Source organism: Haloarcula marina (assembly GCF_024218775.1).
Classification (GTDB): Archaea; Halobacteriota; Halobacteria; order Halobacteriales; family Haloarculaceae; genus Haloarcula; species Haloarcula marina.
The window spans coordinates 171,450-192,394 of the sequence record NZ_CP100405.1; the positions used below are offsets into that span (position 1 = coordinate 171,450).

A 20,945-nucleotide genomic window follows, 5' to 3' on the forward strand; every position below is an offset into this window, starting at 1 on the left:
TTGGGCTACGGGTTATTCGGTAGTATGAGTAAGCCGGGGCAAGAATCGGTCTCGAACGACACGCGTGAGGCCATTATGGAGGCGACGTTCCGCGCCATCAGCACGCAGGGCTACAACGACCTCCGGATGCGCGACATCGGCGAGGAGATGGAGATGACCCGGCAGGTCATCCACTACCACTACGACGGAAAGCACGACCTGATGAGTCACTTCCTCGAATACATCATCGATCAGTACGAGGGGAGTGTCGAAGTCGCCGCCGACGCACCGCCCCGCGAGGAATTGGACGCCCGTATCGACCAATGCCTGTTCGGCCCCGAGTTCAGCGACTTCGGCCACTGGGACCGGATGAAGGTCTATCACGAACTGTTCACCCACGCCCAGAACGACGCCGAACACCGGGCTATCTTCAACGAGCACTACGAGCGTATCCGTGGCAGCATCACGGAAGTGATCGAAGAGGGTATCGAGCAGGGCGTCTTCCGCGATGTCGACGCCGCACGGATGGGCCAACTCATCACGGACGCCATCCACGCTGCTCGCGGTCGGCGGCTCTCACTCGGTCACGACGAAGCCCCTGAACAGACCCGCCAGTCCATCGACGAGTTCGTCCTCACCGCACTCGACGTCGAATAACCGCCTGCGCGGCCTACTCCTGCTCACCGAAGACACCCATTGCTTCCAGTTCGTCGAGTTCGTCCGCCGAGTATCCCAACTCAGCGAGCACCTCTCGGTGTGTTCCCCGAGAAGCGGCGGGGCCAACTCGAACCCGCTATCGGCGTTCGCGAATTTCAGTGGGTGTTCGATTACCGGACTCACCCCGAGTTCGGGGTGGTCTATCTCAGTGATAGCTCCCCGTGTGTCGATTTGTGGATTGTTCAGCGCTTCATCGACCTCGTAAACCGGGCCAGCAGGCACACCTCCTTCTTCGGTGATGATCTCGATACACTACTCTATCGTCCCCTGGGTCAGCGTCTCTTCGAGTTCGGCTTCGAGCGCGTCTTGATAGGTCAGAAAACGCCCTTAGCGCCCAGTCCCGCTGGTTGGTCAGCACCCTTATGGCGTCTGAAAAACAATCAATCGTTGTATGTCAGACGATCCGATTTATCAGGAGACGGAACCACGTACTCGGAAGGGTCTTGCATCGTACTTCTATCGCCTGTCCAGAGCGCTTCGGCGCGGTGAGCCAGTCCCTGCCGACGAAGAGCAGTCAGTGACAGTCGATCCGGCCGCAGAATCCGACCTCACTGTCGACGTCACGCGGGACGGTGACGAAGTCAACCTCGATATCGGAATGTCGTGGACCGAGTCTGACGAGGGCGACATCGAGACGGACGTGACCGCCAGCAAGGCGACTTTCGAGCGGTACCAGGACACCGCTGATGAATGGCGGTGGCGACTGGTCCACAACAACGGCAACATCATCGCTGATTGTGGGGAGGGGTACGCTTCCAAGCAGAAAGCCACCCAAGGACTCGACAGCGTGAAAGAAAACGCACCCGGCGCACACATCCTCGACACGACAAAAGACGAGTCCACCGTCGAGAATCCGGAAACAGGCAGCGATGCAACCTTCGAACTGTTCACGGATTCCGCCGAGAAGTTCCGCTGGCGACTCGTCCACGACAACGGAGACATCATCGCCGACGGTGGCCAGGGATACGCATCGAAACAGAAGGCTACGCAGGGACTCCGCAGTGTGCAAACGAATGCTCGTGGTGCGCCTGTCGTCGACGAATAACGAGCATACACGCACGTATCCGCACGAGACACAGATTGAGGACACCGTCCCGCGATTGCACAGCAACGGACACCTCCGAAAGGCTACGCACAGTTTGGTGCCGTTAACCAACAAAACTATCGTATAGGCTGCTTTGTTGGTTAACACGAAGCGAGACTCATGTCTTACGACCCACCGACCCCACCAGCAGAACTGCCAGCCGAAGTCGTAGACACGCTCAACGGCTCGTCACCGGAGACCCTCACTCGCATCGCCCGGTACGCCGAGGAACTCGCGACGCACAAACGCCGAGAAGCACGGCTAGAGGCCGACGAAGCGAACGAAGAATCCCCGGAGGACCGCCCCGATGGCGTCCCGTCGAAAGCGACAGTCACCGAGAAAGAGATCAATGGGAACCGGTACTACTACTGGCAGTGGCGCGACGGCGAGAAGATTCGCTCGCAGTACAAAGGCCCGGTGAACGACGACAGCTAACAGCGGAACCAGTGGGGTGGCCACGTACCGCTAACAGCGGAAGTAGTGGGGTCACCTGCTCACTAACAGCGGAACCGATGGGGTGGCCACCTACCGCTAACAGCGGAAGTAGTGGGGTCACCTGCTCACTAACAGCGGAACCGGTGGGGTGGTGTGTTCGGATATACCGGCCGAGCGGCCCAAACGCGACCTGTTAACAGCGGAAGTGGTGGGGTAGTCGCGTATAGCTAACAGCGGAACCAGTGGGGTCAGGGTGTCGAATCAAGTAGTTCGGACAAGCCTGCCTCCACGGACGAAATCGACTGTTCGAGTTCGTGCTCTTTGTACTTTCCACCGCCCTTCCCCCTGTTGTACTCCGTCGACGAGATGATGCCCAGTTGATCAAGTTCACCGAGGTAATCGCGCACCGAGCGCTCGGACACCGGGTCCATTCCCTCCTCGGTTGCGACGTGCTGATACGCTTCGAGGATGTCTTTCGTTCGTGCCGGAGTTTGCTCTCGCTCTGCCAAGAGCGTCAGCGCGTAGAGGACGAGTTGCCCGTGGTCGGAGTAGTTCCGAATCCCTTCGACGACCTGGTCGGTCTGCAGGCGCTTTCGCGCGTTGCGAACGTGTCGCTCGGAAACATTTTCGTCGTTGTTCTCCCGTGCGAGGTCACCTGCTTCGAGCAGTAGGTCCAGCGCCTGCCGGGCGTCACCGGAGTCTTTCGCGCCGTAGGCCGCACACATCTCGATGACCCCCTGGTCCAACACGTCGTCCTTGAACGCGACCGCTTCGCGTTGTTCCAGGACGAGTTGCAGTTCCCCGGCATCGTACGCCGAGAACGAGACTTCCTTTTCACAGAGGCTGGAGCGGACTTTCGACGAGAGTTGGTTGCGGAAGTCGAGGTCGTTCGAGATACCGATGACACCGAGTTTCGCCTCGGTAACGTCGCCGTTAGAACGCGCACGGGGGAGTTTATACAGGAGCGAGTCGTCTCTTATGTGGTCGACTTCGTCCAGAACGATGAGCACGGTCCCACCGACGTTGTCGAGTTCCTCGAACAGGAACTGATAGACCGACGCCTGGGGATACCCCGTGTTCGAGATTTGGTCGGCGGGGTCGCGAAGTTCGTTCACCAACGCGACGGCGACCTGATAGCTGGAGTTGAGGCCGTCGCAGTTTATTTCGATCGTGTGCAGGTCCAACGGTTCGACCTCTTCGGCGTCGCGTTCGAGTGCGTGTAACAGGTACCGTGTCGCGGCGGTCTTTCCGACGCCGCTCTTACCGTAGAGGAAGATGTTGGAAGGACTCTCGTTGTTGATCACCGGCTGGAGAGCCGCGTGATATCGTTGCAGTTCCTCGTCGCGCCCGACGAGTTCGTCGGGAGTCCATTCCTCGAGTAGCGCCTCCCGCTTCTCGAAGATGGAAGAGGAGGGAGTGAACGTGAGGTCGCTCATTGGGATAACTCCGTAACGAACCAACTTAACCTTTGGTTCCGTTGCTTCCGCTGTTGAGGGAGGTTTATATACTACCGGCCCCACAAGTTCCGCTGTTAGCTGATGGGTGCTGGAATGGGGTGGGTCACACCCACCCCACTGGTTCCGCTGTTAGATCTAGAGAGTGTGTCGTAACTATCCTCAGCAGGCTGAATAAGTTTCTAGAGCTAGTGAATAAGTATAAGTATACGGAGAAGAAAACAAACCCGTATGCTGTTTTTCACGAGATGACAAAACACCCCCTGACATGGGGGTGGTGCTGTCTATCTCTGCGCTAACAGCGGAAGTAGTGGGGTGGGGGTGTTCTTATCTCGGGCCACTTCTGGCGAAACGTTTCCTGTTCATCATCTCTTCACCGTTCTCCATGACTATCCCACTTCGTTTAACCAACGGATATATGCACATCAGAATCTGTTGGTTAACCTCTCCTCGACTCTGAGAACGCGCGCAACGAGGGTTGCTCTGTTTCAGATAGTTCTCGTCGAATCTCTGTCCGATCCCACCCCAACGGTGAGCGGACACTCTCGACAGCTCGAATGAGTCGAGTCTCGTAGTACGAGGGGTCGTACGCCTCTATCTCCTCGTGGGCCAACGCGACCCGTTCTCGCGAGCCCTTCTTATGATTGACGACCACGTACTTGATGTCCTGTCCGGCGTGTACGGTGAAGTCCTGCTCACGAGTTCGCTTCAGCGCCGCGACGTGCTGTGTGTTCTGCGTGTATCCTTCCAGCGGCTTGGAGACACGATTTCGTTGGCCGATCTGTTCACTCGGCACCGCTCCAGCGAAGACTGGTGGGAGACCATCCCGTCGAAAGTAGCATGTACCTGATTCCGGGTTTTCTTCTCGGACAACCATTAGCTGAAAGTAGGTGCTGTATCCCCTCCCTGCTCGCGCCTTCCCTTCGGTCGGCGCTCGCTGAGGAAGGGGGCTTAGCGCCTACTTTCAGCTAAAGACGCGGGTTTCCGCCTCGCTTTCATTATGAATTCCACAACTTGTTTCGAGAGAATACACCAGCCATCGCTTTGAGAGGCAAGTCTATGGAAAGCTCAATCCTCCCAGAGCGATTGGATACGTCCCTCGATGGCATCAAGAACCGTAGAATAGACATCCAGCGGATGGCGCGATGACAGTGACAGGTCGGTAGCCTCTACTGCAGTTGGTGGTTGATGAAAGTGCAGTCGTGCGTTGTGTGGATTGGGATGGCGGTCCCAGCGACACTCCCATCGGCTATCATCCTGGTGCGTTTCGACGTAGTGGAACGAGAAATCTCCCGTGGTAAACCAGCGAATATCGACACGGGTAGCTACGACGGTCTCAGGATACTGTCCCGCGTCAACGAGGGCATGAAGAAGGCGAGGTTCGTAGGTGTCTGGATCGAATTCCGTCTCCACAATGAGTGCCTCAGTTCGAAGGTTACGGTCCAAGAGCTGTAGCGTCTGTCGATCGGGTGGACCTGGCGACCCTGAATTCGAGTCTGCTGGGTCCGGCTTCATCTATGCCGGGATGAGATGTCCGTCGTTCTCTGCGAGCTGACGGGCGAGTTCATATAGTCGAATATCTCGAATAATTCCACGCCACTCACTGACTGCAGCCATCCGGTCATGAATGGTCTCGTGGCTATCGTCATCGTATACGCTCACAGTAGTTGGATCGGTAGCATCAAATTCGTCTTCATACTTGGCTCGTTCTTCTTCAAGTTCACCCACCCGGTTGATAATCTCTTCAACAGTCAGTTCGTCGGCAATCCGGCTCGCATCTTGCCATTCAAGATATCCCTCGTTGCGTTCGTACTGCATGGGTCGACCGTCGCGGCTCACACTGACGATACCCATGTCTACCAATCGGTCAAGATGCTTTTTCGCAGTGTTTGGGGAGCAGTCGGCGATATCTGCAATCTTCGCTGCTGGGATGGGTGAGGTGATCCCCATAGCAACGTCGTAGACACGGCTGAACGTATCTTCTCCCTGCTGCCACCGGCGTTCGGTGGCTGAGGGTTCCGGCGCGGGGTCAAACTCTGTCATAGACGCTACTACAAGTTCGAGCGCAATATATCTTTGCGAGGTTCAAATATATGCGCTATACTCAACGAGATAAATCCTCTACCGAAGCAATATGCTCAGTCACTGGCCACAGGAGTGTGAAAGTATTAACCTACCTTGAGAGAGACATTGTTGGTTAACAAAAGTCTCTCAGTCTCCTCGTAGTCGTATCAGCGAGCTCCCGTCGAATATCTGTCCGATCCCAACCCTTTGGAGAGAGTATACTCTCGACCGCTCGAACGAGTTGTGTCTCGTAGTACTCGGGATCGTATTCCTCAACCTCTTCGTGTGCTAATGCGACACGGTCCCGAGATGATTTTTGATCGTCGACGACCACGTACTCGATATCCTGTCCTGGATGGACACTCAATTCTTGATCTCGTGCTCGTTTGAGCGCGGCCACATTTTGCGTGTTCTGGGTATACCCTTCCAGTGGTTTTGAGACTCGATTCCGTTCGACGAGTTGGTCGGGAGCAACCTCCCCGGAATGCAGGCTCGCAATCGCTGCTTTGAGCTGGCAGATGACTGCGTCGGGAGACCGTGTCTCATCAAGGACCTCTAGACACTCCCGCTGTACCGCTTCGATGAACGGCGGTGTCGACCGCTGACGAGCTTCGATGCCTCTGACCTTGAAGCCACCGTCGACAGCGACTTTCCCGAAGTATTTCGTCAACGCGCCAGCGTCGCTCTCGCGCTGCGGCACGAACGCCACCCAGTCGTAGTGGGCTTCGTGTTCGAGCCGAATCTCGACTTCCTCGGTAATGTCCGTCGCGACCCTCTCGAGGTCCTCACAATCCTCGTTGTCGACGCCGGGGTCCGGGGTCACCCAGATGGAGTCGACGATGCCGTGGACGACGCGCCAGCCGCCAGCCTCCAGCCGCTGTTTCGCCGTCAGCAGAATCTCGCGAGCGAACGCGTTGATCGCCTCGTGGCACTCGATGCGCCCGAATTTCGCGTTGCTGAACCCCTGATACCCGAAGCAGGCGACGAGGATCCACTTCAGCGCACCCGACCGACCTTCGAGTTCCGCGAGTCGCTCCTCATCGGGGTCGTCCCGCTCGTTCTCGCGACGGATGGCGGCCTTGATCTCGTCGCGAGCGTCGATGATCGGCTGTAGCACGTCGACGAGGTAGCCCCGGTCGTCGCAGATGGCGTATCCGAGCCCAGGAACGTCGTCGCGGTCGCGGTGGCACTCACAACGAATGACGTCCGGCGAGACATTTTGGGTACAGATGATGTTCGGGTACAACGAGGAGAAGTCGAGTTCGTGAACGTTCTCGTGGAAACCGACCTCCGGCGCGAAGATGAACCCGCCGCGGTCGGCGTCGTGCAACGTGGCCATCGACTTGTAGAACTCGTGGCGCCAGGAGTTCCACGGGACGAGGACGCCGCGGTCGTGGGCCTCACAGATCTGAATCGCCGTGAGTACGTTCCCGATCGACGCCCAGGCGAGTTCCTGGACGGGCTTTTTCGAGCGCGACACGAGGTCGAGGACGCCCTCGAGGTTCGTCTCCCCGTAGAAGAACGTGTTCGACTCGTCGATGATCGCCCGACCGGGTACGTTGTACCGCGCCGGGGAGTGGCCGACACGACCGTAGCTCGCGTACGTCGACCGGCTGGCGAGTTGCTGGTAGTCGACGTCCGGCAACCGACTCAGCGAGAAGTCGTCGACGCCGGCGGCCGTCGCCATCTCGTAGAGGGTCGGGACGATCTCGCTCGTCGAGCAGACTAGCACGTCCGGATCGTGGGCTTCGAGCGCTGCTTGGACGACCGACAGAAGCTCCGTCGGCGAGCCGGTGACGGTTTCACCGGCGACGGACAGTTCCCCGTAGACGTCGTTGCTCGTTTCGGTCACTGGAACGCCGAGCCGGAGCGTCGACAGCTCGCTCGCTGGCGTCGGGTCGACGCCGTTCTCCAGACAGTATCGGAACTCTCGCGAGAAGTCGACGTTGAAACAGGCGAGATTCCCGACTGGATAGTCCGACAGTTGGCGTGCCTGCCGAGCGAGCGGGGTGACGCGGTCGACGTGGACGACGTCGACGGCGAGGACTGTCTCCTCATCCCGTCGAAATCCGGGGCGTTGTGTAACCATCTCGGTCGCGACGACGTCTGGGTGCTGGTCGTACACCGACTGGAGTGCCGTGAGGTCGATGTCCTCTCCCGGGTCGCGAGCGCCGACGTAGAAGCGTGGGGTGTAGTCCTCACGTTCGGTCGCGACAGCGCCGTCGGCGGTTGCCTCCCACTCCAAGATGCGGCCATCGTCGAGAAAGTCGATGGTGAACGGCATGTGTTATTACATCCTCCTAACACCTTACAGAACAACCGAACGGCCGATAAGCCATGGCGTGTCGCTTCCGGATTTCGGCAAAAGGGTGTCACGAAGACTCTCGACGGCAGATTTTGGCTCCCTGTCGACAGCTTCCGGACCGCTTTCCGGAATCTACCAGCTAGTATTAATCAACAGTATTTGACTATTGCCGCGGATGTTGGTTAATATAGCTATAACTTCGACGATTGACATTGTTCGGATTTTATTTCTGCCCCTCTGGATCTGTTAAACCCCTCAGAAGCTGATACAAACGGTGTGCTGAAGATAGAGGGTACATTCACCAGATCATGTTGATTGTCCTATTCAATGTGACCTGAATAGGATGAGCATTTCCGCTCTCTGTGCTCGGAGCTGGGAGAGGGGAGATGTCGGCAGTTGTGTCTGTGCACCAAGGGCTGTCGGATCGTCCGATACGACGAGTTACTCTCCGTTCACTAGAGTGCTGTTTCCCGCCCGCCGCGAGCCACCTTACGTGTTTATCGTTCACCTCATCGAATCTTTCGTATGGATAACCCCAGCGTGGACGCACGTGAGGAGAAACGTATCCGGAATACCGCTGCCTCCGGTGTTCTCGGACGCTGGTGGGTATACCTCGTTGTCGCGGTGGCCGGGACGTGGGTCTTCTGGCTTCCGGCGATCGTTCTCGGCCTAAGCTTCGACAGTGCTGTGGGACTCGTGTTACTCCTCGTCGGCCTCGCTATCCCCGGCGTGTCCGGAATCGCGTTCGTCTATCTCGTCTACGACGAACGCGGATGGAGCGACTTCTGGAACCGCGTCACCAACCCCCGGCGCCTCAGATACGGCTGGCTCGTCGTGATCATGCTGGTACCCCTTGGTGTTGGTGTTCTCGCTGGCATCGTTGACCTACTCCTTGGTGGTCCCGGACCATCGTGGGGTGAAGGTGTGACACACTTCGGGGTAAATCCTCTCGCGATCCTCCCGGCGTTGTTCTTCGCGACTCTCCCTCCGATCCTCGAGGAGCTAGGATGGCGAGGCTACGCGTTAGACCGACTGCAACTGAAGATGTCGGCGTTGAGCGCGAGCTTGTTTCTGGGCGTGGTCTGGGCCATCTGGCACCTCCCCCTGTTCTTCATCGATGGGTCGTTCCAGCACGACGCGGTCGGGTTCGCGACCACGGGATTCTGGCTGTTCATGGCCGGGATCGTCGCGCTCTCTGTCGCATTCACGTGGATCTACAATAACACGGAACGCAGCATCCTCGGTATCATCGTTCTACACGGCTGGGTGAACTTCACCGCCGAGGTCATCGTGGTCCCGGACCTCGCCTATTACGGACTCTGGTTCGTACTCGCCGGGGTGATCGTCGCGATCTGGGGACGCAAGACCCTGACGGCTGATCCCGAGGTTCCTCACCCCCCACTCCCCGCCAACCCGTGATGGATCTCGACTGACGTGGTCGCTCCGGAAACAGTATACACGCGACGGCCTGGGTGTCTGACGAATTATAGGTATTCGTTCATTCCACTGCAGACGTCGAAGAGCAGCGGTGAACTACCCTACCCTACCCTACTCGCTCACGGCTTCCGCCGTTCGCTCCTTGAGGGTAGGGCTTCCTGATTCCACGACGCGCTTTGCAGACACCGAGGTGTCCACAGGGAGTGCAGTCTCCACAGGCGTTGATTCGGAGTGAACCACTCCTACATCTTCGAGGCCGCGAGAAAGAATGTTCCACGCCGCATTCGCGTCTCTGTCCGCCTCAAACCCGCAGGTGGGACAGGAATGTTCACGGACCCACAACGGCTTCTCCGTCGAGACACCGCAAGACGCGCACTCCTTGGTCATCCCTCTCGGGTTGACCGCGACGAAGTGCGCTCCCTCTCGCTCACACTTGTACTCAAGTAGTGAAAGGAACGTCCGCCACGCGGCGGAGGCGGTGTTGCGGCTGTTCGACGGCGACTTCATCATCCCCTTGACGTTCAGGTCTTCGACCGCTACGAGGTCGTACTCCCGAGCGTAGTAGGCAGAGAGTTTGTGCAAGAAGTCGCGGCGCTTCCGTCGGAGGTCGGCGTGACACTCCGCGACTCGCCGCCGTTGCTTCTCGTAGTTGTTCGACCCGTGTTGCTTTCGCGAGAGCCTCCGTTGCTCGCGCTCCAGCCGCTCCCGTTCGTCTGAGAGGTCGAGCGACCCGACCGCCGTTCCGTCCGTGTCGTGAGTGTATTTGAGAATCCCCACGTCGATACCGACGCACTTCTCGGGGTTCTCAGGCGGTTCGGGTGCTTCGCGGTCCATTTGGACGCCGAACGTGGCGAACCACTCGCCCGTCGGTTCTTTCTTGACCGTGACCTGTTTCACGATGGCGTCGTCGGGGATTGCGCGGTGGAGCCGTATCGGTATATCCGCGAGTTTCGAGAGGGACAGAACAGTCTGACCGCCCTTCTTGTCGAGCTTGAAGCCAGACTGACTGTACGTGAAACTGCGGAACTCCCGTGGCGGCTTCCACTTGAGTTGACCGACGCCGTAGCCATTCTTCTTGAGCGCCGAGAGTCCTTTGAGGTTGTCGAACAGACGTTCTACGACGGTTTGGAGAACCTTCGAGTACACGTCTGAGAGGCCGTCCCACCACTGCTTGAGGTCGGGTAGTTCCGACCGCAGAGTGGTCATGGACGGCAGTTCGCCGTGTTCGTCTTGGTACTCGTTGAGGCGGTAGAGCGTGTGGTTGTAGAGTTGCCTACAAATGTCTCGGTGGCGGTCCAACTCCTCACGGTGGGCGTCGGACGGCTTGAGACGGTACTTGTAGGCGTAGTACATTCTACTCGCGTTGGTCCTCTACGTACTGTTTCAGCACATCCAGCGACACCTGCCCCGTCGAGATGAGGCAATACGAGTCGTTCCAGAACGAATCGCCCCACAGTTCGGTCTTCAGTTCCTCCGCGTACTCGTTGCGGATACGGCGGGCGGTCGCGCCCTTGACCGTGTTGATGAACTTCACGAGGTCCGTGGTGGGTTTCGCTCGGAACAGGATGTGTACGTGGTCATCCTCGCCGTCGAGGTTCGTCAATTCGACGCCGTAGTTGTCCGTGAACCCGCTGATGACCTCGTGAATGAATTGGGTTCGCTCCTCGGTTAGCACTCCGAGCCGATACTTTGTGGTGAGTATCAGGTGGTAGTGCAGGGAATACGTCGAGTGCGCTCCCGAGTCGAGGTCGTACTCCATTGGGTTCGGCCAATAATATGCTACCCTACTGCAAAAACATTGCGACTGCGTGGGCCTGTGGGACTGCAACCGCAGAGTGTATGAGAACCGTGCGGCGCTGTATCCCTCCCTGCTCGCGCCTCCCGCTCGGTCGGCGCTCGCTGAGGAAGGGGGCTTAGCGCCTCAATTCAGCTAAAACGGGCGTTTGTATCGACACGCCCTGCCGACCGGATCACAGTCGTGGACCACGCAACACTCGCGCTGTCTATGCAGCAGAGAGGCTGTTAGTTGTCGTTAGGTTGGGAAATTTCTCATTCTGGGCCGCCACACTCGTGTAGAGGATGGTTCATCAAGGAACATCGAAGAATGAATGGGCCGACCGACACCGACAGGCACTGACCACTCGCCATTCCCATGAGGACGTAGTCAATGACCGGGAGTTCGAACTGTTATTAGAAGCATGCGGGGATTTGCCAGCACCACGTGACTTCGAGGCGCGATTCATCTGTCTGCTCGGCGGGCGGCTTGGCCTACGAGCTGGGGAGATTGCACACTTCAATTCCTCTTGGCTAGACTGGAATCGTAAGCTCATTCGGATTCCACAGCACGAACCGTGTGACTGTGGCTACTGCCAGCGACAGGCCCGTCAGGAAGTCTCGCATAATGAACAACTGACTGAATCCGACGCACTAGGTTCACGCTGGCACCCAAAGACCGTTGCGTCTGCTCGGTCAATCCCCTTCGATCTCTCACTGCGAATCGAACTCTGTATCGAGCGGTTCGCAAGCCGTTACAGTGGGTTCCCACAGTCGCGGTCAACGGTCAACCGACGCGTCGCGGAAGCCGCCGACGAAGCGAATCTCACTGGACGAATCTATCCACATTGTCTGCGGGCAACCGCAGCCAGCCATCATGCGTACAAGGGTGTAGCCCCGGTACCGCTCCAAGCACTAATGGGCTGGAGTGACCTTGCAACTGCCCAGAAGTACATCCGGATCTCCGGAACCGCGACTGCCGACGCACTCCGTCGAGTCCACCACAAATAACCGAACAGCCACTCTTCTGGCAGATCACCCGGTGCTGCATAGAGAGGGTGTAGTCAGCACGGGTGCTGAACTTGTCCCGCATTTGAATTTTAATCAATCTCGTGTCTCCGTTATGACATTGGTTTGTCCTCAAGATGAATATCAAAAGATGTTGTAATCAGGGTTCCGTTGGGCTTTGTCTGCAAAAAGAGTCGATACCGGCCGACCGTTGGAAACCGAGCCATGAACTGGATGAGCCCGCTGTCAGGATCGGTTTCTTCAGGATGGACATGGAGGTACGCTAAATCACCTTCGCGGATTGCTACGAGGTGCCCAAGGGCTCCAAGATATTCGTCTAAGTTTGCGACAGGATGATCATCCTGACGAACCTCGAATTGTAATTGACTCGCTTCGCCGGGAATGATTTCATCTGTCATCAATTCTACCTCGTATCCGTCTGCCGTTGCTTGACGAGACGAGGTTGGTCGGGAATCAATTGTTCCCGAGTCTGACGCGAACAGATCGAATCCGAGAGTTGTCGGCTGCCCATCGACGACGATATCCACGAACGCACGATAGACACCAGGATCTGGAAGCGAGAAGTTCTCAACATGCCAAGTTCCGTCCGAGTCAAGCTCCGGATGAAGGTGCTGGAACCGGGTTAAATCACGGCGGACAATTATGAGATGACTTTGCTGGCCGTGTGCGTACTCGAAGTCGGTCACTGGCTCGCCATCGTCGTCAACGATGCGGAACGTCCATTCGGTAGCAGTTCCCGCTTCGAAGCGCGTCTCCGATGGATCGAACCGGAACCCGTTTGCAGCAAGGGCTAACCCGCCCGGAACCGCGTGTCCCTTCGGGGCATATCCTCGGGGCGCTTCTTGTGAGGTGCCGTGATTTCCATGGCCAGAGTGGTCTTCCATACGCATACATTACGCCCGAAGCATCTACAAACTGGTGCCACATCCCAAATGTCAACATTAACCCATTCGATTTCGATCTCTGTTCTCAGTTTGTGCCTCTCTGTTAATGCGCCATCAAACCGTTTTCACAGGAACAAGATGGGTGAATTATAGCCCAAGAGAGCTGACACTGGTGATGCGACTCAGTAAGATGGAGTGGTTTGTGAATGGGTTTTACAGTTTGGCCGCTATCTCCCCCACTCGTCTATCTCCGAGGGATGTCTCAGGGTAACATCTACCCAGGGCTACTAAATCGTGGGGTGTCGTAGTAGAGTTCTAGCGACGTTGACACCAGACCGTCGATTCGATACAGAGAACTCTCAATATGCCAAACAACGACGACCACCGAAAACACGGGGAAGATGTTGAGAAGGTTCGCCAGTCAGAAGAAAACCCGGACGCAGCGAATCACACCCATCACGATTCGTCACATAAACAGCCACGTGTTGAACAATCGTTGTTAGAAGACGAAGCTACTGCATCTCCGCATATGGGGCACGGAGCGGGCCACAATCACAGTGGCGAGAGAGACACTCATCAAGGAGGGCACGGTGGGCATGACGTGAGTCACGTCGGCCATGAGCAGATGTTCAAGAAGCGATTCTTCGTCAGTCTCATCCTCTCGATCCCCGTCCTGCTCTACAGCGAAGGGCTGCAAGAGCTACTGAGTTTCTCTGTCCCCACCTTCCCGGGAAGTGAATGGATCAGCCCCGTATTGTCAGTCGTTGTCTTCGCCTACGGGGGTGTTCCCTTCATTCAGATGGCCCTTCCCGAACTCCGTGACCGGGAACCCGGCATGATGACGCTAATCTCGATGGCGATCTCTGTCGCATTCGTCTACAGTCTCGCAACCGTGGTTGCTCCGATTGGGATGGATTTCTTTTGGGAGCTGGTGACGCTGATTGACATCATGCTACTGGGACACTGGATCGAAATGCGTTCAGTACGCCAGGCTTCGGGGGCACTCAATGAGCTTGCGAAACTCCTGCCAGACACTGCCGAACGAATCACTGAAAGCGGAGAGACCGAAGAAGTGCCTGTCGGAAATCTTGAACAGGGCGACCTGGTTCTCGTTCGCCCCGGAGCCAATATTCCCGCAGACGGTGTCGTTGAGGAAGGGGATTCAGACGTAAGTGAGGCGATGATTACGGGGGAGTCCCGTCCCGTTTCGAAAGAACCGGGTGACGAAGTCATCGGTGGGACGATAAATGGAGAGGGAAGTCTCCGGGTGCGCGTCACGGCAACGGGCGACGAATCGACGTTGTCTGGGATTATGCGGTTGGTGGAAGAAGCTCAGACGAGTAAGTCTCGGACCCAGATGCTCGCGGACAAAGCTGCGGGCTGGTTGTTCTACGTTGCCGTTGCTGCTGCTGCTATCACTGCCGTCGGTTGGATCATCGCCGTCGGATTCAATGTTGAGGTAATTGCTCGGGTAGTGACCGTACTCGTCATTGCCTGTCCGCACGCACTCGGGCTCGCAATTCCACTCGTCGTTGCGATCAATACGTCGCTGGCGGCCCGTAATGGAATGCTCATCCGTGATCGCATTGCGATGGAGGAAGCCAGGAACGTGGACGTGGTCGTCTTTGACAAAACCGGGACGCTCACGAAGGGAGAGCAAGGCGTTGTAGAGGTAGAAACCCTTTCAGGAGTAGACGAAAATGAGGCACTCGCGTTAACCGCTGCAATCGAAGGAGATTCTGAGCATATCATCGCGCAAGCGATCCGTGAGGAGGCAACAGAGCGAAACCTTTCCCTTCCCGAAATAGGGGACTTCGAGGCCATCAAAGGGCGCGGGGTTCGTGCGACGTCCAACGGCGATACTGTCCATGTTGGCGGGCCGAATCTTTTGACCTACCTTTCGATTGAACCGTCTACCGAACTCAAGGAGTTTGCCGAAGAAGCAGGTTCGAACGCCCAGACGGTTGTCTATCTGGTTCGTGACGGCCAAGCTGTCGCAGCAATAGCTCTTGCAGACGTAATCCGCGAGGAAAGTCGGCAGGCCGTGGAAGCACTTCACGACATGGGTATCGAAGTAGCGATGCTAACAGGCGACTCTGAGGATGTTGCCCGAGCCGTCGCTGAAGACTTGGGAATCGATACCTACTTCGCTGAGGTCTTGCCGGAAGACAAAGACAAGAAAATCATCGAGCTTCAGGAACAAGGAAAAAAGGTGGCAATGGTTGGCGACGGTGTGAATGATGCACCTGCTCTGACTCGGGCAGATATCGGCATCGCAATCGGAAGCGGGACAGACGTTGCGGTGGAGGCCGCTGATATTGTACTCGTCCAGAACAATCCGGTTGACGTAGTGCGTCTCATTTCTCTCTCCCGGAAAAGTTACAGGAAGATGCAGGAAAATCTCGTTTGGGCTGCGGGGTACAACGTCTTCGCCATCCCATTAGCGGCTGGGGTACTTGCGCCGATTGGGATTCTCCTCTCGCCAGCGATTGGCGCAGTCCTGATGTCACTATCGACCATTATCGTAGCCATCAACGCACAGTTCCTCCGTCGGAGTGACCTCAGCCTCCCAAGCCTACCGGGACGCTCCGCCCCGGTGGAAACACGACCAGCTGACTAGTTTGTTCTACTTGGATTTATTACACTCTCAAAAGGAACGTATGTAGTCTGCGGGATGAGCTACAGGAGGCGTCCGAATTGACGTGATGACCCCAGTTGAATTGTACCCTGAGATACCTAAGCGATTGTTTGGCTGATGAAGACGGTACGCACCCTGTGAATATTCTCACACCCAGACGTTATGTGAAATCGAGTACAAGCTAACCTATGCCTCACGACGATCAGAGTCAACCTAGCGAAGTCAGACTCAAACCTGGGCAAAAGCTGTACACCAATGACGGTGTGGAAATTGGTGTGATTCAGGGAATTACTGACATCGGAGTTGAGGTCAATGTCCACGACGACTTCTCGAAACTCTCCCTAGAACACGCTCCGAACGAAAACTACGGTGAAGGCTATCTTGTTTGGCGGTGTTCAAATTGTGGAGAGTTAGGCGATATCGACGAGATCCCGGATGAGTGTCCGAACTGTGGGCAAGGTCGAGAGGAACTCTATGCTTACCTTGAAGACTGAATATCTCTCACCTTTAGTATATGAGTTCTAATATTTTGTCTGTAGAGCGCGAACGCTAATTCTGACTGGTTCGGTTATTACGAGTGCCGCATTCGCGCTATCTATTCAGCAGCGCCCTGTTCGAACTACTCGGCTTCTGTCAGTTACCATGTGACCGATACAGAGGGTATATTCATCACTGTACTACCACTCGTACGCTGAGTTAGATGAGGCCGATCCCCTGGGCGATGAGAGCCAGTGAGATGAGAATACTGAGCATTCCAAGGACGATTCCGACGCGTCCTTTTTGTGTTGTGGTCATATCTAGAATCAATACTCGTTTGACAAGAACATTGCGCTAACCTACTCTCGATACACACGCGTTCTGTATGCAGCACGACCTCAGAAACCTCACCAGTCCCTGTCAGAAGTGCCGTGCAAGATATAGAGGGTGTATGCAGCACCAGTCGCTGGTAGGTTTCACGTTGTGACGCCTGATTCAGCCGGTATTGTGAGTGGCGTAGTTACCGCCGAGAACCCTGTCTGATTTGATTGGTGTTTGGAGAGCCGTGCTGCATACAGTGCGCGAGTGGGTCATCAGTCAGTCAAGACTCGTGGAGCGGGCACACCGCCGGTGTCAGCACTGGCATTCGACAGAGGGTAGCAGATATGTTTCTTCTACCGGAACCATTGACCGGCGCTACCGCCAGTACTAGCTCACTTACTATGCTCGTGTGGGGGCCAGCGGCGTATGCACCTATGATAAGCCGGGCACGCATTTCAGTGACCATCATCCTCGTTCTCGGGCTGACGCTCGCCGGGACGGGCGTGGCCGCCGCCGCGCCGAACGGGCCACCGTGTGAGTTCCCCGGCGAAGGGAACGACAACGCGCAATCGAACTACGACGAGAACACCGATACCGCCCGCGACAATCGCGGAACCAGTGGCGAGTGTGATGATGGATTCCCCGGTGGTGGAGCCGGGTGATAGCAGTCCAGGTATTTCAGGGTCATAAGTCGGATTTGTGTCAAATCTTTTGGCAGCCCTCTCGATATCGCCGTCACCTGTAGCCCCCTGTTGACTACACCCTCTGTAGTGAACAATCCAGTCGGCGCGAGAGTGAACGGTCGTTCGTGACCGACTCGCGCGCTGTATGCAGCACGGGCCGTCCTAACTACTCAATTTGTGTCATGAACGCCGTGACCGACTCAGAGGGTGTATGCAGCAGTTGGCCAACCTGGATTTCCCACCGAAACAGATGAATTAGTTAGTAAGTAGAACTGCGTATCTCTCACTTAGACCTTCCGACTAAAGCCATGGCAACTCCCATGGCGATGATGAAAACAGAGGGAAGCACCGCTTTGGAGAACGACTGAGTTGTCGCTACTGAACCGCTAATAACTCCAATCCCGATGAGAAGAACACCAGCAGATTCTAACTGATTCATATCTCCTTTTCCCATTTTGACACGTTAAATAGTTTCTCTATACTGACCGATTCGAGTCGGTGGAATTGTGTTCCGAACCGATGGCCGATATGTGCTCTGTATGCAGCACGACCTCAGAAACCTCACCAGTCCCTGTCAGAAGTTCCGTGCAAGATATAGAGCGTACATTCAGCGCGGCATCTTTGGGACGAGTCACCTACGATAATTCTTTACAAAAGATTATGAGGATTGACAGCTATAGTTACATCCCCTAAGGGGAGCCAGTGATTCCATTGACGACTTCAGAATTTTCCGAGGTTAAGACCACCTCGAAAGCCGACGAACAGCACGTTATCGATACTCTTGTACTGGCGTTCAGTTCAGACCCGTTAATACGTTGGTTCTACCCCAACCCGCACGATTACCTGCAATATGCCCCGAAGCTTTTCGAGCATTACGGTGGCAAGGCGTTTGATCACGAAACGGCTTATTACGTTGAAGATTTCAGCGCAGCCGCGCTTTGGCTTCCACCCGGTGAATCCTTCGACGAGGAGGCAATCGGAGCCTTGTTCCAGGAAACCTTATCGGAAGATCGCCAAGAGCAGGCGTGGACACTTTTTGAGCAGATTGACAGCTATCATCCCAACGAGCCGTACTGGTTCTTGCCAGCGATTGGGGTTGATCCTCCACACCAACGAAGGGGACTTGGATCAGTATTAATGAAACACGCCCTCGCTACATGTGATGAAGAGGAGACCCTTGCGTATCTTGAATCAAGTAACCCCGAGAATATTCAACTCTACGTCCGGCAGGGGTTCAAGATACTCGGCACGATCCATGGGGAGACGATGCCACCTGTCACTCCGATGCTACGCGAACCTCAGTAATAGGGCACCGAGCAGCCTTTTTAATATCCGCGGTCGTCTTGGCGATTGATCTGCTTGGAAGTGTAATACATACGCGCTCTGTATCTCGCACCGTCGCCGTGACCTACCCTGTTTCTGCCAGAATCTCCGTGACCGATACAGAGGATGTGTTCAGGGATGCGACGAGCTGTTCTCAACTCGTCGTTTGAGTGCTTCATTCACTTGATTGAATCCTGCCTCGACATCATCGCCGATTCGACGGTTGATGAATCCCACTAGTACACCATGGAAGGTTTCGGCCTGTGTCAGTCGTGTTCGTTCACCATCATCAAGCGCAGTGAGTACGAACCGATGTTCGCCGTCGTAGAGTCCTGCGACAAACAGGTGGCCTTGCCACCGGAACTCGGTCGGCTTGTCCATAACGAGAACCTTTGGGCGGAACGTCATCGCTCGCGTGTTCTCGTACTCCATCGTCACCTCTAGTCGTTTGCCCTCTACCGCTTCTCCTGTTATCTCTAAGGCTGGATTCCAATCGGGATATGCCTCGAAGTCAGTCAAGACAGCCCACACAGCCTCTGGCGAAGCATCGATCTCGATTTCTGTCACGATTTCGTCCATAGGGTTTCACATAAGGGTACACAACCTAAAGCAGTGTCGTGAGTTCTGCTGAGCAGACCCCTGTCCGTGCAAGATACGCGCTCTCTATTCAGCACGGCCTCAACAACCTATCAGTGAATGAGGATTTCAACAGAGCCACGCGAACTGATGTCGGCGTCAAATCCAACGACGGTGAGCTGATCCGCTGTCGTCAACGCGGTTGTCGCAATATCGAACGCAATAGTGCTGAGGGGGGTCAGCAGCTCTCACGCTTCTGTGGCTCAGTTCCTGAGCTGTTGCCATCACGAACGCTCTCCAGCGCGGCTTCGAGCTCTTCGAGTCGTTCCTCGTGGTCGTCGAGGCGCCTTTCCTGTTCGAGATCGACGCTGAGCAGCGCCGGCAGCAGCGGATTCTGGTGGTTCAACAGCCCACTCGCGTCAGCGTGCTCGCGGGCGTACTCGAACAGCCGGTCGAATCGCGGCTGGTCGCGACGCCGCAGTGCCCGGCGGAACTCCGCCCAGCGCTCCTCGATAGCCCGGAGTGCATCCCGGTACGTCGGGTTCGTGCGCCCCATCGCTATCGGCCTCCTGTATCGGCCGCGGTCCACGCATCGAGCAAGGGGTCCGCGGTGGCCGGTATCGTCTCACCGTCAGCTGTGATGCCCGTCCCGACACCGTCTGGAGTCGGCGTCGACGGCGCCGGTGCGGGTTCCACGCCGACCTGCGTGGCGCGTGCTGCGAGCAACTGCCGCCAGTACGCGAACGTCGTCTGGTAGTACGTGCCGTCGTCGACGGGGTAGAGTAGCGTCTCGAAGTCGTCGCCGACGATCCGTGGCCCCATCCGGGTTTGCTCGCACTCGAGGCGGTGGTCGGTAGCCGTCGCGACCGGCGCGGTGAAGTCGTCGCGGCTGGTCCGGGTGACGAGTACGGGGATATCGTACCCATCGGCGTAGGTCGACAACCGGGCAAGCGTTCGGGCTTGGAGGGTTTTCGCGTGGGGCTTGCCAAGAGTATCCTCGGCACGATACTGGGCGTCGACGGCCGGAATGACGATGAGTGACGGTGTATACGGGGCCGAGTTCTCGTCACGAATTAGTGCCTGTCGGTCACGTATCCCGGGCACAGCGGTGGATTCTTGGATTGACTGGTTCACCGCTGTCGGGAGATCACAGACGGCGCCGTAGTGCTGATACGCGGTGAATCCACGTGCGACGTGGATCCGATCGAGCAATCGTCGACTGGGCGCGATCTGCGCGAGCGTGGTCGTCGTCGCATGGCCGTTCGCGTCGACCCAGAAGGCAGGCCCCTCGTGTAAGAGGAGATGGTCGAGCACGAGCGACTGCAGGATCGGGACGCCGCGGCCCCCCTCGACGTCGAGCAACGTGATGCCGTCGTCGAGTGACGGCAATAGCATCTCCTCGGTGGCCGAGTCGGTGTCGTCGGCGAGAGTTCGATTTCGGTCAGCGCCCCGTGTCGGCTGGTCTACTGCCCATTGGTTCGGCGTTGCGCGTTCTCCCATACTCGATTGGATGGCCACAATCCAGATAAGCCGCGGCGTGGCGCTTCCGTGTTTCAGGAAAGAGACGAGATTGGTAGTGATCAATGCTCAGTGGTTAAGTTTCTCTGGACTTTCGACTGTTTCAGAAAACGCTTCCAGAGTCAGACTCTCCCCGCTATTGCTTTGTTAACCAACGAATCACCCCAGTGTTGCAGTATGTTGGTTAAGATTTCAGAACTGTGATGAGCTCCGCGACCTCCTCGACCGGGCCCGCGAACAGGGCTATA

At 56.6% G+C, this 20,945-nt stretch carries 20 protein-coding genes and 2 pseudogenes; 9 read left to right on the forward strand and 13 right to left on the reverse strand.

The window, feature by feature from the left end:
* The first annotated feature begins 24 nt into the window (after positions 1 to 24).
* Entirely contained in the window at positions 25 to 636 is a 612-nt protein-coding gene (locus NJQ44_RS18375) for a TetR/AcrR family transcriptional regulator (RefSeq protein WP_254274660.1), read from the forward strand.
* Between the two features lie 13 nt (positions 637 to 649).
* Here the strand turns inward: NJQ44_RS18375 and NJQ44_RS18380 are convergent.
* Positions 650 to 1,002 (reverse strand): annotated as a pseudogene (locus tag NJQ44_RS18380) (CoA transferase); the annotation flags it as partial.
* Positions 1,003 to 1,087: 85 nt separating this feature from the next.
* Between NJQ44_RS18380 and NJQ44_RS18385 the strand changes: the two are divergent.
* Both NJQ44_RS18385 and NJQ44_RS18390 read left to right on the forward strand, forming a co-directional pair.
* A complete protein-coding gene (locus NJQ44_RS18385) occupies positions 1,088 to 1,741 on the forward strand; it encodes an HVO_2922 family protein (RefSeq protein ID WP_254274661.1) in 654 nt (217 codons plus the stop codon).
* 159 nt (positions 1,742 to 1,900) lie between these two features.
* The gene (locus NJQ44_RS18390) at positions 1,901 to 2,215 is read left to right on the forward strand and encodes a DUF6788 family protein (protein WP_254274662.1); all 315 of its coding nucleotides are present in this window, start codon (positions 1,901 to 1,903) and stop codon (positions 2,213 to 2,215) included.
* Between the two features lie 248 nt (positions 2,216 to 2,463).
* Here NJQ44_RS18390 and NJQ44_RS18395 read toward each other — a convergent pair whose 3' ends face one another.
* The 5 genes and pseudogenes from NJQ44_RS18395 to NJQ44_RS18415 all read right to left on the reverse strand — a co-directional run bounded on the left by NJQ44_RS18395 (position 2,464) and on the right by NJQ44_RS18415 (position 8,017).
* Entirely contained in the window at positions 2,464 to 3,651 is a 1,188-nt protein-coding gene (locus NJQ44_RS18395) for an orc1/cdc6 family replication initiation protein (RefSeq protein ID WP_254274663.1), read from the reverse strand.
* Between the two features lie 457 nt (positions 3,652 to 4,108).
* Positions 4,109 to 4,474 (reverse strand): annotated as a pseudogene (locus NJQ44_RS18400) (type B DNA-directed DNA polymerase); the annotation flags it as partial.
* Between the two features lie 263 nt (positions 4,475 to 4,737).
* Positions 4,738 to 5,184 (reverse strand): toxin-antitoxin system TumE family protein, encoded by a 447-nt coding sequence (locus tag NJQ44_RS18405; RefSeq protein ID WP_254274664.1) that lies wholly within the window; start codon positions 5,182 to 5,184, stop codon positions 4,738 to 4,740.
* The gene (locus tag NJQ44_RS18410; protein ID WP_254274665.1) at positions 5,185 to 5,712 is read right to left on the reverse strand and encodes a winged helix-turn-helix domain-containing protein; all 528 of its coding nucleotides are present in this window, start codon (positions 5,710 to 5,712) and stop codon (positions 5,185 to 5,187) included.
* A 154-nt stretch (positions 5,713 to 5,866) separates the two neighbouring features.
* The gene (locus NJQ44_RS18415; protein WP_254274666.1) at positions 5,867 to 8,017 is read right to left on the reverse strand and encodes a type B DNA-directed DNA polymerase; all 2,151 of its coding nucleotides are present in this window, start codon (positions 8,015 to 8,017) and stop codon (positions 5,867 to 5,869) included.
* 546 nt (positions 8,018 to 8,563) lie between these two features.
* Here NJQ44_RS18415 and NJQ44_RS18420 point away from each other — a divergent pair.
* A complete protein-coding gene (locus NJQ44_RS18420; protein ID WP_254274667.1) occupies positions 8,564 to 9,457 on the forward strand; it encodes a CPBP family intramembrane glutamic endopeptidase in 894 nt (297 codons plus the stop codon).
* Positions 9,458 to 9,586: 129 nt separating this feature from the next.
* Here the strand turns inward: NJQ44_RS18420 and NJQ44_RS18425 are convergent, their stop codons facing one another.
* Together NJQ44_RS18425 and tnpA are read right to left on the reverse strand one after the other, a co-directional pair.
* Positions 9,587 to 10,828, reverse strand: a complete 1,242-nt coding sequence (locus tag NJQ44_RS18425) for an RNA-guided endonuclease InsQ/TnpB family protein (RefSeq protein ID WP_254274668.1) — start codon at positions 10,826 to 10,828, stop codon at positions 9,587 to 9,589.
* A gap of 1 nt (position 10,829) precedes the next feature.
* Positions 10,830 to 11,234, reverse strand: a complete 405-nt coding sequence (tnpA, locus tag NJQ44_RS18430) for an IS200/IS605 family transposase (RefSeq protein WP_254274371.1) — start codon at positions 11,232 to 11,234, stop codon at positions 10,830 to 10,832.
* Positions 11,235 to 11,554: 320 nt separating this feature from the next.
* On the opposite strand from tnpA, the gene NJQ44_RS18435 reads away from it, so the two are divergent.
* Positions 11,555 to 12,259: a tyrosine-type recombinase/integrase gene (locus NJQ44_RS18435; RefSeq protein WP_254274372.1), complete on the forward strand. Its 705-nt coding sequence runs from the start codon at positions 11,555 to 11,557 to the stop codon at positions 12,257 to 12,259.
* A gap of 110 nt (positions 12,260 to 12,369) precedes the next feature.
* On the opposite strand, the gene NJQ44_RS18440 is transcribed toward NJQ44_RS18435, so the two are convergent.
* On the reverse strand, positions 12,370 to 13,161 hold the full coding sequence (locus tag NJQ44_RS18440; protein WP_254274373.1) for a DUF8832 domain-containing protein: 792 nt from the start codon (positions 13,159 to 13,161) through the stop codon (positions 12,370 to 12,372).
* Between the two features lie 364 nt (positions 13,162 to 13,525).
* On the opposite strand from NJQ44_RS18440, the gene NJQ44_RS18445 reads away from it, so the two are divergent.
* From NJQ44_RS18445 to NJQ44_RS18455, 3 genes are all read left to right on the forward strand, one after another.
* Positions 13,526 to 15,781: a heavy metal translocating P-type ATPase gene (locus NJQ44_RS18445; protein WP_431357798.1), complete on the forward strand. Its 2,256-nt coding sequence runs from the start codon at positions 13,526 to 13,528 to the stop codon at positions 15,779 to 15,781.
* A 206-nt stretch (positions 15,782 to 15,987) separates the two neighbouring features.
* A complete protein-coding gene (locus NJQ44_RS18450) occupies positions 15,988 to 16,293 on the forward strand; it encodes a DUF7130 family rubredoxin-like protein (protein WP_254274374.1) in 306 nt (101 codons plus the stop codon).
* 762 nt (positions 16,294 to 17,055) lie between these two features.
* Positions 17,056 to 17,259 (forward strand): hypothetical protein, encoded by a 204-nt coding sequence (locus tag NJQ44_RS18455; RefSeq protein ID WP_254274375.1) that lies wholly within the window; start codon positions 17,056 to 17,058, stop codon positions 17,257 to 17,259.
* Between the two features lie 304 nt (positions 17,260 to 17,563).
* Here NJQ44_RS18455 and NJQ44_RS18460 read toward each other — a convergent pair whose 3' ends face one another.
* On the reverse strand, positions 17,564 to 17,719 hold the full coding sequence (locus NJQ44_RS18460) for a hypothetical protein (RefSeq protein ID WP_254274376.1): 156 nt from the start codon (positions 17,717 to 17,719) through the stop codon (positions 17,564 to 17,566).
* Positions 17,720 to 17,991: 272 nt separating this feature from the next.
* Here NJQ44_RS18460 and NJQ44_RS18465 point away from each other — a divergent pair, with 272 nt between their 5' ends.
* On the forward strand, positions 17,992 to 18,585 hold the full coding sequence (locus NJQ44_RS18465) for a GNAT family N-acetyltransferase (protein ID WP_254274377.1): 594 nt from the start codon (positions 17,992 to 17,994) through the stop codon (positions 18,583 to 18,585).
* A 150-nt stretch (positions 18,586 to 18,735) separates the two neighbouring features.
* Here the strand turns inward: NJQ44_RS18465 and NJQ44_RS18470 are convergent, their stop codons facing one another.
* The 3 genes from NJQ44_RS18470 to NJQ44_RS18480 all read right to left on the reverse strand — a co-directional run bounded on the left by NJQ44_RS18470 (position 18,736) and on the right by NJQ44_RS18480 (position 20,679).
* Positions 18,736 to 19,182, reverse strand: coding sequence for an SRPBCC domain-containing protein (locus NJQ44_RS18470; protein WP_254274378.1), 447 nt, complete (start codon positions 19,180 to 19,182; stop codon positions 18,736 to 18,738).
* Between the two features lie 235 nt (positions 19,183 to 19,417).
* Positions 19,418 to 19,735, reverse strand: a complete 318-nt coding sequence (locus NJQ44_RS18475; protein ID WP_254274379.1) for a DUF8156 family protein — start codon at positions 19,733 to 19,735, stop codon at positions 19,418 to 19,420.
* 2 nt (positions 19,736 to 19,737) lie between these two features.
* Positions 19,738 to 20,679 (reverse strand): P-loop NTPase family protein, encoded by a 942-nt coding sequence (locus NJQ44_RS18480; protein ID WP_254274380.1) that lies wholly within the window; start codon positions 20,677 to 20,679, stop codon positions 19,738 to 19,740.
* Between the last annotated feature and the right edge of the window lie 266 nt (positions 20,680 to 20,945).